At 39.1% G+C, this 17,415-nt stretch carries 14 protein-coding genes and 1 pseudogene; 7 read left to right on the forward strand and 8 right to left on the reverse strand.

What is annotated here, in order from left to right; genetic code table 11:
* Positions 1 to 144 precede the first annotated feature (144 nt).
* On the reverse strand, positions 145 to 516 hold the full coding sequence (locus tag OQ267_RS00250; protein WP_088299578.1) for a winged helix-turn-helix transcriptional regulator: 372 nt from the start codon (positions 514 to 516) through the stop codon (positions 145 to 147).
* Between the two features lie 177 nt (positions 517 to 693).
* Here OQ267_RS00250 and OQ267_RS00255 point away from each other — a divergent pair, with 177 nt between their 5' ends.
* The 3 genes from OQ267_RS00255 to OQ267_RS00265 all read left to right on the forward strand — a co-directional run bounded on the left by OQ267_RS00255 (position 694) and on the right by OQ267_RS00265 (position 3,256).
* Positions 694 to 1,707, forward strand: coding sequence for a hypothetical protein (locus OQ267_RS00255; protein WP_265834474.1), 1,014 nt, complete (start codon positions 694 to 696; stop codon positions 1,705 to 1,707).
* Between the two features lie 200 nt (positions 1,708 to 1,907).
* Positions 1,908 to 2,255 (forward strand): nuclear transport factor 2 family protein, encoded by a 348-nt coding sequence (locus tag OQ267_RS00260; protein WP_088299933.1) that lies wholly within the window; start codon positions 1,908 to 1,910, stop codon positions 2,253 to 2,255.
* A gap of 140 nt (positions 2,256 to 2,395) precedes the next feature.
* Positions 2,396 to 3,256, forward strand: a complete 861-nt coding sequence (locus tag OQ267_RS00265) for an SDR family NAD(P)-dependent oxidoreductase (protein WP_265834475.1) — start codon at positions 2,396 to 2,398, stop codon at positions 3,254 to 3,256.
* Between the two features lie 50 nt (positions 3,257 to 3,306).
* Here OQ267_RS00265 and OQ267_RS00270 read toward each other — a convergent pair whose 3' ends face one another.
* From OQ267_RS00270 to OQ267_RS00280, 3 genes are all read right to left on the reverse strand, one after another.
* Positions 3,307 to 3,696: a hypothetical protein gene (locus tag OQ267_RS00270; RefSeq protein ID WP_265834476.1), complete on the reverse strand. Its 390-nt coding sequence runs from the start codon at positions 3,694 to 3,696 to the stop codon at positions 3,307 to 3,309.
* 112 nt (positions 3,697 to 3,808) lie between these two features.
* Positions 3,809 to 4,690 (reverse strand): NAD(P)H-binding protein, encoded by an 882-nt coding sequence (locus OQ267_RS00275; RefSeq protein WP_265834477.1) that lies wholly within the window; start codon positions 4,688 to 4,690, stop codon positions 3,809 to 3,811.
* A gap of 5 nt (positions 4,691 to 4,695) precedes the next feature.
* Entirely contained in the window at positions 4,696 to 5,142 is a 447-nt protein-coding gene (locus tag OQ267_RS00280; protein WP_088299583.1) for a nuclear transport factor 2 family protein, read from the reverse strand.
* An 89-nt stretch (positions 5,143 to 5,231) separates the two neighbouring features.
* Here OQ267_RS00280 and OQ267_RS00285 point away from each other — a divergent pair, with 89 nt between their 5' ends.
* On the forward strand, positions 5,232 to 5,645 hold the full coding sequence (locus tag OQ267_RS00285) for a winged helix-turn-helix transcriptional regulator (protein WP_088299584.1): 414 nt from the start codon (positions 5,232 to 5,234) through the stop codon (positions 5,643 to 5,645).
* Between the two features lie 291 nt (positions 5,646 to 5,936).
* On the opposite strand, the gene OQ267_RS00290 is transcribed toward OQ267_RS00285, so the two are convergent.
* Complete coding sequence (locus tag OQ267_RS00290) at positions 5,937 to 7,775, reverse strand: M1 family aminopeptidase (protein WP_265834478.1); 1,839 nt, start codon at positions 7,773 to 7,775, stop codon at positions 5,937 to 5,939.
* Between the two features lie 277 nt (positions 7,776 to 8,052).
* Here OQ267_RS00290 and OQ267_RS00295 point away from each other — a divergent pair, with 277 nt between their 5' ends.
* Both OQ267_RS00295 and OQ267_RS00300 read left to right on the forward strand, forming a co-directional pair.
* Entirely contained in the window at positions 8,053 to 10,194 is a 2,142-nt protein-coding gene (locus OQ267_RS00295; RefSeq protein ID WP_265834479.1) for a S9 family peptidase, read from the forward strand.
* Positions 10,195 to 10,297: 103 nt separating this feature from the next.
* Complete coding sequence (locus OQ267_RS00300) at positions 10,298 to 10,975, forward strand: epimerase (protein ID WP_088299586.1); 678 nt, start codon at positions 10,298 to 10,300, stop codon at positions 10,973 to 10,975.
* 59 nt (positions 10,976 to 11,034) lie between these two features.
* Here OQ267_RS00300 and OQ267_RS00305 read toward each other — a convergent pair whose 3' ends face one another.
* On the reverse strand, positions 11,035 to 11,214 hold the full coding sequence (locus tag OQ267_RS00305; RefSeq protein ID WP_088299587.1) for a hypothetical protein: 180 nt from the start codon (positions 11,212 to 11,214) through the stop codon (positions 11,035 to 11,037).
* Between the two features lie 342 nt (positions 11,215 to 11,556).
* Between OQ267_RS00305 and OQ267_RS00310 the strand changes: the two genes are divergently transcribed.
* Positions 11,557 to 13,257, forward strand: coding sequence for a glycoside hydrolase family 3 protein (locus OQ267_RS00310; RefSeq protein WP_265834480.1), 1,701 nt, complete (start codon positions 11,557 to 11,559; stop codon positions 13,255 to 13,257).
* A 218-nt stretch (positions 13,258 to 13,475) separates the two neighbouring features.
* Here OQ267_RS00310 and OQ267_RS00315 read toward each other — a convergent pair whose 3' ends face one another.
* Positions 13,476 to 16,331, reverse strand: a complete 2,856-nt coding sequence (locus OQ267_RS00315; protein ID WP_265834481.1) for a PD-(D/E)XK nuclease family protein — start codon at positions 16,329 to 16,331, stop codon at positions 13,476 to 13,478.
* Between the two features lie 15 nt (positions 16,332 to 16,346).
* A pseudogene (locus tag OQ267_RS00320) lies at positions 16,347 to 17,414 on the reverse strand (PDDEXK nuclease domain-containing protein).
* Position 17,415: the final 1 nt, after the last annotated feature.

A 17,415-nucleotide genomic window follows, 5' to 3' on the forward strand; every position in this document is an offset into this window, starting at 1 on the left:
CACCCTTAACCTTCATAATCCCTTAATGGTAAATACTTCTATTATAATACCGAAAATCAGCGTTCTTATCTCCTACTGGTTAAGAATTACAGTTTTGATTAAATAAATATATTCACACCAGGAACATGTCTGCTTGCAGTAAACCTAAACAGGTTGCTCACCAATCAATTTTTTGTGGCTTGTGCCCCAAGCTTCTAATTCCATGATAACTGACTTCAATCCGTATCCAATTTCTGTCAGCTCATATTCTACACGTGGCGGTACTTCTGCATAAACAGTGCGGCTGATTATTTTATGCTCTTCGAGTTTACGCAGCTGCAAGGTCAACATCCTTTCCGTAATACCAGGTAATTTCTTTTTTAGTTCGCCAAATCTAAGTTTACCACTTAATAACCACGAACATATTACCAATGTCCATTGTCCGCCGATGATATTTGAGGCATATGCTTCTGAACATTCATCGCTCAGCGCAAGCTTATTTGAAAAGTTGGTTGATGATTGCTTGATCTCAGTCATTACTTACATTATTTATAGTACCTAACAATTAGTGTGCAATATACAAAAGTTTAGATACAACCTTAACTTTGTCTTAGATATCGTAATCATTGAAATATGAAAACTTTAATCTGATTGAGTTGTGATCAACTTCACACTTAAAATAAATGTACAGTTATATAGTTTAAAATTTTTAATATGGAATTACAGAGAAAACGAGTCTTAATTGTAGGTGGTTATGGAATGGTTGGAAGTAACATCGCCCGACTAATCAGACAAGCTGATAAGCATATCGAACTTGTTCTTGCAGGTAGGAATCCGCAAAACGGAATATCCTTAGCGGAGGAATTAAATCATTCTGAAACAGCCTATATTAATCTTGAAGAAGGCTTCGACCTAAGTGAATTTAAGAAAATTGACCTGATTATATCAGCGGTGGATGATCACAGTAATATACTAAGAGAAACTGCTATCTCAAATGGCATTGCTTGTATTGCTGTAAGCGAATTAGCAGATCAAATTTCTCCCACAGCATTTTTGGCCCTTCACAAAACGATTGATGCGCCTGTTGTATACGCTGGTCATTGGCAAGCAGGAATATTAACACTTGTTGTTAAGCAAATGGCGAATCAATTCAGCCAGATAGAAACCATCGAACTTGCAGGATTATATGACCCAAAGGATAGCGTAGGGCCACTGGTTGCAAATGAAGTTAGTGGTTTTGTTGGTGAGGCACTAATTCGTAAGGGAGGAAATTGGTTATCGTTACCAGCAAAAGAAAACCCGAGGACAATTGATTTGCACAACCATTCATCGGCAATAGGTTACCCACTCAGCACGCTGGATGTCCCAAGTATAGCCGCTTTTACGAGTGCGAAAAATATTCGTTTCGACTTTATTACAGGGGAATCTATAGGGACTAGCAGAGGCGTGGAAGCTTCCCATGAATTATATATTACTATTGAAGGCACCCTCCTATCCGGCGAAAAAAGAAAACTCAGCACGATCGTATCCGGCCCAAAAGGAAATTCCCATCTCACCGCTGTTGGCGTATACCTGATTGCAGAAAAAATATTAGGCCTGAATGGACAGCCTGAACATCAGACTGGAGGTTTATACCTTCCAGAAACGATTATCCCAAGTCATCATATCAGCAACCGCTTAAAAGACTTCGGCATCGAAATCATGGAGGAAACCCTGGAAAGTTTGTAGAACTTAATCATTAAAATAATAAAGTGAAAAAACTAATATTGACAACATCCGTCTTACTGTCAGTTGGTATCGAAATCATAGCACAACCGGTAAGTTACCTTCCTAATCAAAACACATTTCAGCCTATTATAAATCCTCCATATACAAGCACACCAGGTTCAAGCATTACTGAATCGATTCACATTCAAAAACAAATAAAAATGAAAAACGCAACGATATTACACCAAGCCAACGAATTTGTTAAAAAGGGAAACTATGAAAGCTTTCTGGCCTATTGCACAGAGGATACCAAATGGGTTTTTGTCGGCGAACGTATCCTTGAGGGTAGAGATAAAGTACGCGCATATATGAAAGAATTCTATTTGGAACCGCCCGTATTTACCGTCGAAAAAACCATTGAGGATGGTAGCTATGTAACCGTGACAGGTGTAATCACCTTGAAGGCTGCAAATGGAACCTATAACCACTATGATTACTGCGACATCTGGCGATTCGAAAATGGAAAAATTGCAGAATTGAAAGCTTTTGTCATAGAAAAGAAACCGTAGATGTAATTCTTTTCACATGTTTCGTTAACTGTCATCTAAACGAACCTGAGATGCTAATGCATTATTGAAAAAATAGATAAATTAGCGGCAACACGATCAGATATTATTAAGTGGTTACGACTTTAAAGAAATGAATACCCATGAGTTTTTTAGAAAATAAAACAGTATTAATTACCGGTGCTACTTCAGGCATTGGCCGGGCAGCCAGCATAGCCATAGCTTCACAAGGGGCTCGGATCATTATACTGGCCCGAAATCCAGCGAAAGCAGAAAAACTTTTAGCAGAACTTCCCGGCCAGGGCCATTTATTTTTTTTATGCGACATGATGTCCATAGGTGACATTAAGCGTGTGACAGAACAGATAAAATTATCGGTTAGCCGGCTCGATATTTTAATAAATAATGCCGGAACCTGGTTTAGCGAAAGGCAGCTTACCGCAGAAGGGCAGGAAAGAACGTTTGTTGTCAATTATCTTTCTTATTTACAGCTGGCTTTACAGTTAAAAGACTTATTGCTAAAAAGCCAACACCCACAAATCATTAATACCGCTTCGTTTTATCATCAGCAGACTTTCCATATTAATAATATTCAATTGCAGCATGGGTACTCCATGAGTAAAGCTTACGCCTTGTCCAAACTTTACGTCATTCTTATGACCAGAGCGCTGGGCCAAAGGTGGAAAGCCAATCAAATTGTGGTGAATTGTTTCGATCCGGGATCGGTCAATTCTAACTTTGGAAGCGGTCAGGGCGGCTGGATGGAGCCATTGCTGCGATTTCAGAAACGGTTATTCGGGAAAACCCCATTGGAAGGTGCAAAGCCACTTATTCATTTAGCATCATCAATTCCTGATTTGGCTGTAACCGGGCAATATTTCCAGGATACAAATGTGGCAAAGCCGTCAAAAACCGCACAAAATGATACGTATGCCCGTCAGCTATTGGATTATAGTCTTGAATTGCTGCGAGAAATTGACATTAAAGTACCCGAAAAATTGTAACAGTATTTGGCGGAAAATGGATCAGTACTCGCAAATACTTAAAATCAATTTCAATTTTTATAATTCCTGTTATCTTGTTTTTTTGAACGAACAAAAAAGATAAGTAGGAAAATAAGGTAAGGAACGCAAAATAATACGCCTGGCCAGGGCTCATCCCAACTTGCAAACAATAAAAATAATACAAACATGCATGGTAGCAGAAAAAAACTTAGCGCCTTATATAGGGTGTTAGTTCTAATATGTTCCTGAAGATTCAATAAAATGGTAAAGCTTGAAAGAAAAAAACAGAAATTAATACCGATAGCGATACCATAGGGTAGGTTTTTAAAATCTGTATCTGCTTTACCAATCAAACCGGTGGATTGCAGCACAAACACACCAATCAGGCTAAGCACTGAAGCTATGAAAAAACAGAACACAATTATCTTAAAGTATTTCATGGTTTGACGATTAATTTTAATTCGATATCGGGCAAGCGGCAACTTATGGAAGCGCTACCACAAAACAGATATTTTGAATTGGAAGGCAGATAATGATTTCAGGCATACATGCTTAAAGCAAAGGTAGGAGTTTCCGCTCTAAAAACTGCTCGAAAGTGGTAGCTGTAGATGCCTCTATGGTGCGAGGTGTGGCATATGCCCCATTTGGATCACCCAAGGCAAAAAATAAATCCATTAATTCCTGCTGTACACGCGCAGACAGTCCCCAGCTGTTTAGCTGCGCTTTAACTTCTTCACCAGATTGCTTTACATACTTAACTGGCTTAGCTATCCGGGCGGATAAGCGAGACGCTGCCTGCGTTAAAGTGATATTTTCAGGTCCCATGAGGTTTAATTTCCAATGTCCTGCCCAGGTTTCGTCAAGCAGGTAACGCGTGGCCACCTCAGCAATGTCATCTGTACTCACGAAAGGAATATCATGCTCGCTATCGTAAGGAAAAGTAAAAGTTCCTTTCTCAAGGATATCTTTTGCCTGTAGTATAAAATTTTCCATGAAATAACCTGGCCTTAAAGCCAATACATTAGCGTCCAGCTTGTCAAAAGCAACTTCCATCTCACCACAATAGCTTACAGTTCCCAGGTTTGGCGAAGTACTTGCACCAAGCGATGAAACAAGAACAACCCTTTTAATTTTGTTTTGATTAACCGCAGCAACCCCTGCATCAGTCACCTTTTGATACCATTCATTTAAACCAGGTTTATTAAGTACGGGAGGAACAAGCCAGAACAAAGCTTCCGCTCCCTCTGTTGCCGCAATTACCTGTTCCGTATTGCTGATATCTGCCACCATCGAAAATCCACCACTAATGTTCAAATCATCTAATCTTTTCAGGTTTTGACCTAACAACAAAGGTGTTGCCCCATGCGAGGCTGTTTGTCTGGCCACACTGCTGCCAATATTACCTGTAGCAGCCGCAATTGCTATTTTCTTCATCTTATTTAGTATATATGTTTGTCGATGATCTGTTGAGCCTGCTCTTTTCTCATCAAAGTGCTTAAAACAGGGAGCACGTTCCAATATTCCTTATAGTAAATGAACTTTCCGTTTTCTAATCTGAAGTTGACCACATAATCTTGTTGATACAATGCCCCCGTTGCAGGAACTGTTGTTTCACCGTGAAATTCTGCCCAATAGGAATCTGGTTCTTTTAATGGATAAACATTTAATGCGGTGAATATAATATCCGGCATATCTCCAAGGATATGATCCAGATGTTTTCTATAGTCATCCATTGTCAGTTGGTAAGCCGAACCTAATGATTTTGCATAAGGATATTCTACTGTTGCCTTTGGATCAAAAAGCGATAAAACAGTTGCTGTATCCTGGTTAAAAGCACTCAATAAACTCAGCAAAATCTGGTGACCAGTTGTATTTTCCGATGTCATAATTCTTACGTTTATGTACAAAAGTAACGTCCAAACTATATATTTGCAATAAGGTACCTGTAAGTGGCATAAGCACTTTAAAGTAATATATGGACGGAATAATCAAAGAACAGCGAGAAAAAAATGAAAATTATTTTAAGTTACAGCAATCTTTATTGTTGAAATCCAGTTTGGATGAAAGTTGTATCCTGAATCAGTCATTAACGCTCATTGCCAATAAGTGGACATTACTGATTTTGATGGCATTAATGCAAGGCAGTAAGCGTAGCAGCGAATTACTACGGCAAATTCAGGGTATATCGCCAAAAATGCTCAATCAAACGCTAAAAATTTTAATAAATTACGGCATGGTCGTTCGGACAGCATTTCCAGAGGTTCCACCAAGAGTAGAATACGAATTAACAGAATTTGGCATCAGCACCGCAGATCCATTAATGGCCCTGTTAAACTGGTCTGTCTCCTGGGAGCCCCAACTCACAAAGTTGTATAAACAAAATTTTTAAGGTCCACAAATGCCAACAAGGTAGCGCAGGAAGGTGATTGGCTACCTTATGTTGCCTTCTTCACAAAGGATTGCTCTTTAAGTATGGTTATTTGGAGACGCCATTTAACAGTCTGCGTGCTGTTAAGCAAATTGTCAAGAACTTATTATCAAAGCTGAATTTTGATGAGAATAGTGGAATGATTTTAATTATACGCTGACAAGGTTCAATTTTGGAGAATATGTTAAACCGGGCTAATATTTTGCGGCAAGTAAATTGAGCTTGGGTATGGCGATGTTTTTTGGATAATAATTACGGCGACGTCTCACTCATGATTTTTATTAGCAGTTTGTTGTCAGGATCTATCTTAATTGACTTAATATCATTCTTTGAGAACCCATCCAACTGAAAACTTTGAAGGTTTTTACTGATATTAAACGTTTTTCTCACTATCCGGTTATCCTGTAACATAAAAGCGATATCAATAGGAAAAACGAAAACGTCACCTTCCTGACTAATCGATAATTCCTTTTCCGTTATAAGGGCGCCAACATGCGGGACCTGTTTACTTTTTATCCAGGGCTCAACTACATGCTTAACATCGGTACCAGCAGCTTCTGAAAGACTTTTTATAAAGAGACTGATGTCCATTTGTTTTTTCGACTGAATGAAAGCTTTTAAACCTTTATCAAAAACAGCCTTGCCCAGCTGATCTCTAAGCATATAAAGAACCCAGACGCCTTTATAATAAGATACGCCATTATTAGACGCATCGTCCCATAATGATGACTTACCATCGAAGCCGCCTTTGAAGTAGAGCGACTTGTAACTGGCCATAAAGCGACTCACTGTAGTATCTCCGAAACTTTTCTCCAATAAATAGGCTTCAGCAAACGAAGCCCAGCCCTCCCTCAAAAAATTTGTAGCTGGCCCTACAGGTCGGGTCCAGGCGTGTGCAACTTCGTGACCAAAGGGAGCTAAAGGAGACATAGCCCTATTTGTTATAATGAAGCCACCATGGTTTCCGGCAACAATCATATCATTACTTCTGTTTAACCAGATGGGAAAATCTTTGGAACGGTTCTGTACAATGCAAAGATAGTTGCCTTGCGGTTTTCCGAATTTTTCAATCAGCAAGTCGTTTGTCTTTGAAAAGCTCTGATAAAGCGTGTCAGGAGTAGGTTTAAAGGTCTTATTCCCAAAGATTTGAAACTTATAATTCCCCTTATCTAATGTCTTTACCTCCCATTCCTTATCATAGTACAGGGATAGCGCAAAAGTAGCATATGGTGATTTAGCGGTTATTATTCTTTGATCATCAACAATACGATCGGTCTGCCGGAGACCAGTGGTGATATGATATGCAGATGGAATTGAGGCGCGTAACTGGAAATCTGCCAGGTCATTGCTACTTGAAAAATTAAAGAACGGATGCCAATAGAACTGCTCCCGAACATGTCCGAAGTTCGAATCAAAATATCCGGAATTCTCATTCTTCGGGTCATTGTCCACTTTTAATGTATAGGCTAATATCAGTTGTTCTTTCATGCCTGCTGAAGACTTTACCCAGAGAATGCCTCCATCAAACACAAAATGAGCCTTTTTCCGGTTAAGTTGTACATTTTCTATCTTCGCCCTGTGGTTAAGCGCCAATAAAAAACCATATTTTTCCCTGGTCAGGATCTCCATGGTATCCCTAACAGCTATTGTTCCATCAACAGGAGCTATCTTCAGGCCGATCCGATGTGCTTTCAAATGGTTTAATCTGTCGACCGGAAGTTTAGATGTCATTACCCAGGTGCCTTTTACAGGTTTGAATACGTATATACCAGAATAAATATTAGAATAATCGGTTTCATCACCGGAATTACCAATAACAAAGGTGCCGGTTAACAATACGAGTGCACTATCTCTGTAAACCTTTACAATCTGGCTTTGGCCTTTTTTCCTTTGATACTTACCCTTTTGCATGGCTAAGATTATTCCTTGCTGTTCGACTAAGGGAAAATTAAGTTTAATATCTTCAATGGTTCCACTTTCAAATGCGTCATTACACCGTTCAACATCATGCTGCAGGTTATTTGCGGTCGACTGGGCGAGGGAAATACTGGAAAGAAAAAGAATAACAATCAAAGATAAAACGGGCTTCATATTTTTGGTGATCAGGCTTTTAGTTTAACCTCATCATAATACAACTATTTTTATAATTAAAAGGGAGAAATCAACAAATATGAAGGTTTCATCCAATTGAAAACCATTAGCTAACTGGATCTAAGATTCGCCGTGGCCTCATCAGATGCATGTTACTTTATCGCAGACGGGTTTATCCTTTGTTAACCTCCTGGAGAAAAGTCGTTTTTTTTGTATCAGCATTAATACTGAACAGTTCATAAAACAGTGCTAATTTTATCAGCAGAGACTAACTAAGATGATGAACAAATATTGGCTTACCGTAACCGCTTGTGCAGTGGCATTTACAGTCAACGCGCAGCAAAAAGCACTTACCCCTCAAGACTATCAGAAAGCAGAAAGTTTTATGGGCTACAATACCGCAAAATTTATTGATAATACAATTTCTCCTCCCAACTGGCTGGCTGGCGATCAATTCTGGTATACCAAAAAAACAGCCAAAGGATTAGAAACCTATTTGGTAGATCCTGCTAAAAAAACCAAGACCTTAACCACAGCATATAGTAATACTTCTGCACCGGCAGCGAGACGAAGAAGAGATGGTGGAAATGAAGTGATCTCACCCGATGGCAAAAAAGCCATTCTCATTAAAGATTATAACCTTTATGTTAAGGATGTAGCCAGCGGAAAGCTAATACAACTCACCACTGATGGCGTAAAAGATTATGGTTATGCCACTGATAATGCCGGCTGGAAGCACAGTGATGCGCCTATTTTGCGCTGGTCGCCTGATGCTAAAAAAATCGCCACCTTTCAACAGGATCAGCGGAACTCGAAAGACATGTACCTGGTGACCACGAATGTGGGTGCGCCCAAATTAGAAGCATGGAAATATCCTTTACCCGGCGACAAACAAATCCCTACCATCAGAAGAGTAGTCATTGATGTCGAAAACCCAAAGGTAATTGCTTTAAATATACCTGCTGATCCACATCGTGCGACATTAAGCGACGACATTTCCAGCAGCGGAACATTTGATGATATCGACTGGAAAGCCGATGGTACAGAACTGGCTTTTGTTTCCACTTCCCGTGATCATAAAAATGAAAAATTCCGCATTGCAAATGCATCTACCGGAGCCGTTAGAGAAGTTTTTGAAGAAACGGTTAAAACACAATACGAATCCGGCCAGGGTGAAATTAACTGGCGGTACTTACCTGATTCAAAAGAAATTATCTGGTATTCTGAACGTGATGATTGGGGTCATCTATACCTTTATGATGCCACAACGGGTAAATTAAAAAACCAGATTACTACAGGCAATTGGGTGCTGACCCAATTAATTAAAGTTGATCCTAAAAGTCGCAACCTTTATTTTATGGCCAATGGCCGAGATAAAATCAATCCTTATTTTGCACATTTCTATAAAATTGGCTTTGATGGAAAAAACTTAACCGATTTAACGCCTGAACCGGGCAACCACGTGGTAAATTTATCGCCATCTCAAAAATATTTTATTGATACTTATTCTCAGCCTGATGTTCCTGCAAAAAGCATTTTCCGCAGCATGGATGGTAAATTAATTACCGAATTAGAAAAAACTGATGTATCCAGGTTAACCGCAACAGGTTGGAAAGCACCAACCCCAGTTTCTGTTAAAGCAGCCGATAAGAAGACCGATATTTACGGTTTGGTTTTTACACCAACTAAAATGGATGCTGGTAAAAAATACCCGGTAATTGATTACATTTATCCCGGCCCGCAAGGGGGTAGCGTAGGCAACTGGGGCTTTGTAGCCTCCAGAGGAGATCATCAGGCACTTGCCGAACTAGGCTTTATTGTGGTTTTAATGGAAGGAACCAGTAATCCCAACCGTTCAAAAAGTTTTCACGATATGAGTTATGGGAATATGGCCATCAACACGCTGCCTGATCAAATTACAGCCATCAGACAATTGGCTGCAAAATATCCGATTGACACTGCCAGAGTAGGTATATGGGGCCATTCTGGTGGTGGTTTTGCCACAGCAACAGCCCTATTTCGCTATCCTGATTTCTTTAAGGTGGGCATCTCAGAATCAGGCAATCACGACAACAGAAATTATGAGGATGATTGGGGCGAACGCTATAATGGCTTGGCAGAAAACGCGGATTATGAAGCACAGGCCAATCAGAACTATGCCAAAAACTTAAAAGGAAAATTAATGCTTGTTCATGGTATGATGGATGATAACGTACCGCCATACAATACTTTACTGGTTGTGGAAGCATTGGAAAAAGCCAATAAATCTTTCGATTTGGTTATCTTTCCAAACAGCGCACATGGTTATGGATCTTATTCACCATACATGATGAGACGCCGCTGGGATTATTTTGTTCAGCACCTATTAGATGCCACGCCACCTAAAGATTACAAAATGCAGGGCACCGTTGTTCAATAAAGTTTTAAAGTCCCGATTCCTTCGGGACTTTTTTTATTGCCCTTAAAATAAAACCAATTACCGGCTAATGAGTTTATCTGATAAATAATCAAGCCGATTCAATATGGGAAAAACGAGAAGTATAAATAAGGTCATCATTACAGGCACCACCGGCATGGTTGGCGAAGGTGTGCTGATTTGTTGTTTAAACAGTCCGGAAATTGATTCCATTTTAGTGATTAACAGGAAACCATGCGGATATACACATCCAAAACTGAAAGAAATTATACACCAGGATTTCTTCAACCTTGCTCCCATTGAAAATCAGCTTTTGGGTTACAATGCCTGCTTTTTTTGTTTGGGTATTTCATCCGTTGGCGTAGCGAAAGAGCCCTATTATAAAATGACCTATACCTTGACCATGCATGTGGCCGGAACGTTAAGCAGGCTAAACCGGGAGATGACTTTCTGTTATGTTTCCGGTAGCGGCACCAATCCCGATGGCCAACTAAGCTGGCAGAAAGTGAAAGGTAAAACGGAAAATGAATTGACCATGCTTCCGTTTGCACAGGTATATCATTTTCGCCCAGGTTTTATCAAGCCCATAAAGGAGCAGAAATATGCACACACCTTCTATACATTTATCAACTGGCTATTTCCTCTTGGAAGGGCCATTTCGAAGAATGGATTTTGCACCATGCAGGAACTCGGAAATGCCATGATCAATACCCTCAGCCATCATGGCGGGAGAAAGGTATTGGAAGGAAGCGACATCATCAGGCTGGCGAATGAACCCGCTTAAATAAAAAAATGGATAAGGGCTTTTAAACCATTATCCATTTTCGTTAAACCCCGGGTATACTACTTCTTATTGTCTACCTTACGCTGGTTATCTTTGTTTGAGGTTTGATCAGAACGCTGCCCACCACCGTTGGTGATGCCCTGAATTTTCTTATCCGTTTTAACATCGTGGTTTGCCCGGTCTGCAATTGAACTTCCCTGAACCGTCGAATTGTTTTTTGGTGTTCCTGTATCTTTCATAACTGTAATATTTAGTAAATAATCATTTACAGAGCGCTATTATATTAACCAAGATAAAATCGATAGGTTTTGATTTTTTTCGATTGCCCCCAATATTGATGAAAATTTTATTGTTATTTCTCCATTATTTTCAGTTTAATAATCGCTTAATTTCAAATTCCTTCCCAGCAAATACCTGCTCACCCCCAGCTAGCTTTACAACACCACCAACTTCCACCTGAAGAACTTACTTCCTAAACACCTTCCAAACTCAAACATAATTGTATTAAAACGATTACTTGGATTGGTTTTTGTTTAATTCAGGTTTTGATTATTAATTTAGCAGTTCAACAAAACACATCCGTGAAAAAAAATTTATTCTCCCTTGCCATTCTCTGCGTGATTACTTTTTCTGCAGTTGCACAAAAGCAAACCTATTTACAAATGTTAACCAATCAACCTAAATGGGTTGACTCTGTTTTTAATAAACTCAATCGCAGGGAACGGATTGCACAAATGTTTTTTGTACGTGCCCATACCAATCTAGGACAGAAATACACTGATTCGGTTGGACAGGTTATAAAAAGGGAACAACTGGGGGGTGTAATCTTTTTCCAGGGAGGCCCGGTAAGGCAGGCCCTTGCTACCAATGCCTATCAGAAACTAAGCCATGTGCCCTTAATTATTGCCAATGATGGAGAATGGGGTTTGGGCATGCGTTTAGACAGCACCATTTCTTTCCCCTATCAAATGACATTGGGTGCCATCCAGAATAAAGATTTAATTTATAAAATGGGTCAGGAAGTGGCCAGAGATTTTAAGCGGATGGGCATGCAGATGAACCTGGCTCCTGATGCTGACATTAATAACAACCCTAAAAACCCGGTTATTAATTACCGTTCGTTCGGAGAAAACAAATACAATGTGGCCACCAAAACCGGTGCTTACATGAAAGGGATGCAGGATGCAGGTCTTTTAACCACCCTTAAACATTTCCCGGGGCATGGCGATACGGATGTTGATTCCCATTATGATCTGCCACAGCTTACTTTTGGCGCAACCCGACTGGATACCCTGGAAATGTATCCTTTTAAAGAACTGATTAAGCAGGGCGCATCAGGCATTATGATTGCCCACATGAATATCCCATCGCTGGATACCACTAAAAATTTGCCGTCAACTTTATCAAAACCAATTGTAACGGGCATTCTAAAGCAGAAACTCGGCTTTAAGGGCTTGATCATTTCTGATGCAATGGATATGAAAGGTGTGGTTAAATATTTTAAAAACGGAGAAGCTGATTTAATGGGGATTATTGCCGGAAATGATATTCTGGAACTTTCTGAAAACAGCGACAGGGCCATTAAGCTGGTTCGTAAGGCTGTGCGTCAGGGAAGAATTGATATCAAAACCATTGATGAAAGTGTGCGTAAAATTTTAACGGCAAAATATTGGGCAGGTTTATCGCAACGCGACACCGTTGTAACGAAAGGACTCATTGCAGGTATTAACCGAAATGCCAGCAATGCCCTGGTTCAGGAACTTGCCAATGCCTCTGTTACACTGTTAAAAGGGAAAGACCATATCAAAAACCTGATTCCGATTAGGAGGACAGCGATTATCAGTATTGGTGTACCAACAGTAACCCGATTTCAAAAAGAAATTTCAAAGGGATTTTATAATTCTGTTTATTACGTATTGGATAAAGACGCAACTGCCACCCAGATCTCTAACATTGCCAGAGAGATCGGTGCATTTGATCAGGTGATTGTAGGCATACATGAGGCCCGTGCAAGACCTGGCAACAACATTCCGCTTAATGCCGGCGTTAAAAATTTCATTAAAGAATTAAGCGCAAAAAATGCCGTATTTGCCTTATTTGCCAATCCATATAACCTTGCCGGCTTACCTGGTTTAGAAAAGAGCAAAGGTTTGTTGGTGGCTTATCAGAAGGAAGATTACATGCAGATTTCTGCCGCAGCCGTATTTAATAACAGGTTAGTCCCTGCCGGAAAATTACCGGTAAGCATTTTACCGAACTACAAATATGGCGACGGATTGTAAAACCGCCTGCCAGTAGCAGGTGGCTATAATAGTTGAAAAGCCGCAGACGCACTGATTAAATTTTGTGCTTTTGCGGCTTATGTTTTTTCATTTGGGGCGGAAGGACAGTATATCGACCAGACTGACGAAGTTTCGCAACCCGTAATCACGATGAAATTTTTAAGTTGGTTTGGAGGACAGGCACACTGCTTCCTGCATTTTATTCTTTAAGTTTCTCCTTACTTCCCAAACAGTGTCTTATAAATCGAATATTTATAATTGTCTTCCACAGCACTGGCCACAAAATAAGGAGCCTCAAATAATTCCGTCAGCTTTTTTCTAAGTTCCGCTAAAAATTCAGGTTTGATTTCTTCGAGGTATTCTCCAGAAAGCGTTTGCCTTCCTGACTTAAACCATACACCATCCACAGCCATGGTCTTCACCACATACAGGTTAGGTTCTACAAAAGTTTTACCTGAAAACTGCTCATAAGCATAAGTGTACAGTAAGGTTTGAACCAATGCTTTATTAATGTGTTTACCATCGGAATTAAAAAGTTCGGCCACGTCTTTAAAGGTTAACTTATCACTTCCTGTTTTATAATCCACTATTTTAGTTATGCCATCCTTTACATCAACCCGATCGATATAACCGAAAATTTTTACGCTGGCATCTCTGCCATTTAAAGGGAAAGTAATTTCTGCCTCAACCTTTTGTTCTAAACTGATGATATGGAAAGGTGTTTGCGATTCATCCTGGTTAAGAATGATGTTTACATAAGCCGCTACAATAGACAAAATTACCTTCTGCATCCCCTTATATTCCATTACCTTATCCGGATGGTTAAACATTACCGCGTTAAAAGCCTTCTGAATGAGTGCCGGAACCTGCTTTCTTTTCTCCTTCATTCGTTCAGCCGTAATTTCTGCCTTCATCAAATCCTGGTAAAAGTATTCCATCACTTTGTGCAGGATAGAACCAATTTCGTTCGCCTCTACCACAGCACTTACCTCTTTCGGCTCTTTAATTCCGGCAATGTAGTTGAAGAAAAAATCGATGGGATTGGAAATGTATTGCGTGAGTGCCGATGGTGAAAGCACTTTCTTTTTATCCAGGTATTTTTGAAGAGTTTCCCGGATAAATACATTATTGGTTTTTTCGATCCGGACTTCTTTAAAAGGTTCCGTTTTTACCTCTAAATTAAGTTCATGATAAGTAAAATCAAAGCTGCTTTCATACTCCAGCTGTTTTAAAATTCTGCTGGCCTCACCTGTTGTGCTTTCATCGGTTAAACTGTTATAAACAAAGTTGATGTTTTTTGCCCTTTGCATCAGGCGGTAAACCATATAGGATGAAATGGCATCAAGGTTTTCTAAAACAGGTAAGCCATATACCCGGCGAATAGAATCAGGAATAAAACTGTTGCCGATGGAAGATTTTGGAATAATACCTTCATTGAAGCCTAAGATGACGACCTTATCGAAATTTAAATTCCTGGTTTCAAGTAGACCCATTAACTGGATCCCACGGATCGGATCACCTGAAAGTGGAACTGCAATGGCCTGTAAAGATTTTTGAACCAGATAGATCACGAACTGGATTTCTTCATCTCCAATATGTTTGCCAAAGGTATCATGCAGGCGGTTTAATTCCTGGATGGTTTTTACAAAGAGCTCTGCATCAATTTTCTTGAGTGTTTTGGCGTTTGATAACCTGGTTAAAATAAAATCAAGCACTTCCAGCAGGTAAGGAACAACCTGTTTCGGATGATCAATTTTCTTGTAGAAAACTTCAAATAATCCACTTTGCCTGATCAGCCTTTCATGTGCAATTTCAACCTCATTTTCTTTCAAAATAGCGGTCAGGATTTTATCACGCATTTTATGGCTCAGGCCGGTGAGCGGGTGAGTTAAAAAGGCTTCGACATTTTTGTAGGAAATCTTTCCGGTATGTGTAATTTCCAGCTGGGAAGAAAACCATAAATCAGCCAGGCCAAAAATACTGGAAGTAGATAAAGCAAAACCCATGGTCACATTCAGGTCGATTTCCTTTCCGTTATAAGAGGTAGGGATGGTTTGTAACGCTGGCAGCAGCAAGCTTTCATCAGCCAGCACTACGACGGTATTACCTATTTCATTGCTCTCGGCATAATCATCTTTCAGGATGTTATTGAGGATTTTAGCCTGTGCCGATTGCCCCTGAACCTTAAAAACATTTACCTCATGCGCTGCTGTTTTCATCAGGCTGGGTTTGTTTTCGAATACATTTTTCAGGCCGAGTTGATGCAGGTTTTTTCTCAAAAACAAACCTGCTTCCTGCAAGTGGTCAGCTACATAATATTCATCCGCATCAAAATAAAATAAGGCTTTTCCTGCTTCCTGAAGCTGTGTAAAAATTTTAGCCTCCGCACTGGTTAAAGCATTAAAACCAACCAAAATAATTTTTCCCTTTTCAAAGTTAACCGGTAAATCTGCAGTGTTGTCTTTTTCTTCAGCCAGGTGACGATACACATAACCATTGGTTAGGTAGCCCTGTTCTTTCAGCGATGCATGAAACAGATGATAAAGTTTAGGCATGCGCCGCCACATTTTAATAAAAAGTTCCTGTTGCTTTTTGTGCTTGCCTTCAGAATAAGATGTCCAGAATTGGGCCAGGAACTGATATTGTTCGGGACTGAGGTAATCAAAATCTTTGTTGATGACAGAAATATCTTCCAGATCGCGGTAGAGTTTCCCTGCATCAACCAGATCATTATCTATTTGCGTAAAGTCGCTTAAAATGATCTTCGCTAAGGGAAAAAACTTATGGCTGGAAATCGGCTCCAGTTTTTCTTCGGCCAGTAACTGGTTATAGATTTTATGAAGGGTAAAAAACTGCAGGTAAAAATCAGCAATTTTAAACGATGTTGCCGTTGCAAAAAATTCCTGTATGGTATAAAATGACGGACTAAAAAAAGGCTTTTTAATGATATCCGCCAGGTATTTCTGCATATAGGCAGATGGACGTTTATTATTAAAAACGATTGCGCAGTATTGCAAATCCGAGCCAAATTTTTCTATTAAGTCTTCAGCAACTTCTTGTAAAAAGGGTTTCATATTATTATTTAAATATTACTCGTTACTTTCGTTTTTTAGTTGAGCTTCGATTATTGCTTTATCTTTATAAATCCAGTCTGCTAATTGTTTTTCGGTTGGTAAATACATTTGATATTTGGAAGCAAATAATTGTTTGCTATCATTTAACATAGAGTATTTTACAACAGTTTCTTCAGTATCTGTGCAAAGAATTATGCCGATTGTTTGATTATCATTTTCTTGTTTCTTTAGATCGTCGAACATTTTAATATACATATCCATTTGCCCTACATCTTGATGTGTTAATTTGGTAGTTTTAAGTCAAACAGAACGAAACATTTTAAAATGTAGTTGTAAAATACTAAATCTATATAAAAGTGACTTGTTTCTGTACTTATTCTAAATTGCCTTCCAACAAATGAAAAACCTTCCTAGCTCCAATAGAAATTGTTGTAAGTGGTTAATTATTCTCGCTTCTATTTCTTTTTCATTTGTAGAGGATGATTCGTCAATTTTCAAAAATTCTAAAACATATGGATCTTTTATAAAATCTTCCGAAGACTGATTGTTAAGATCTGATTTTTTCACTTCATTTTGATGAGTTAAAATTCGTTGAAAATATGAGGAGTTTATATTTCGCTCCAATTCTCTTGTACTCCAATTTTGCCTTTCTGCTTCTTTGAGATAATATTTTCTTGCCTGTGCATTCTCAACTCTCATAATTAAGCGATGATGTGTCCAGCTCAGATTACTACGAAGTACATAATTTAAATGATTGTCTTGAACTTCTGTGTTTTCAGATTTGCTACGCACTGCGTAGCAAATCTGATCATCTTGATAGGTCAGATAAAATTGTCGGAAATTTCTTAGATTGGAATAAGAAAAACCTTTACCAAAGTCAACACTTAATTTTTTTGATAGCAATTGTAGAATCTTATCACCATATGATACTTTAACATTTCCACCTTGCTCATTTTCAACTATTGTTTTACCTATTTGCCAATATGAAATAACCATGGCTGTATTAATTGCTTTGTAAGTATAGGTTCTATACTTATTCAGTATATCAAGCACATTTCCATATAAAGCGTTTATTTCTTCCATC

Origin of the sequence: Pedobacter sp. MR22-3, assembly GCF_026240075.1 — a bacterium.
In the GTDB taxonomy this organism is placed as follows: Bacteria; Bacteroidota; Bacteroidia; order Sphingobacteriales; family Sphingobacteriaceae; genus Pedobacter.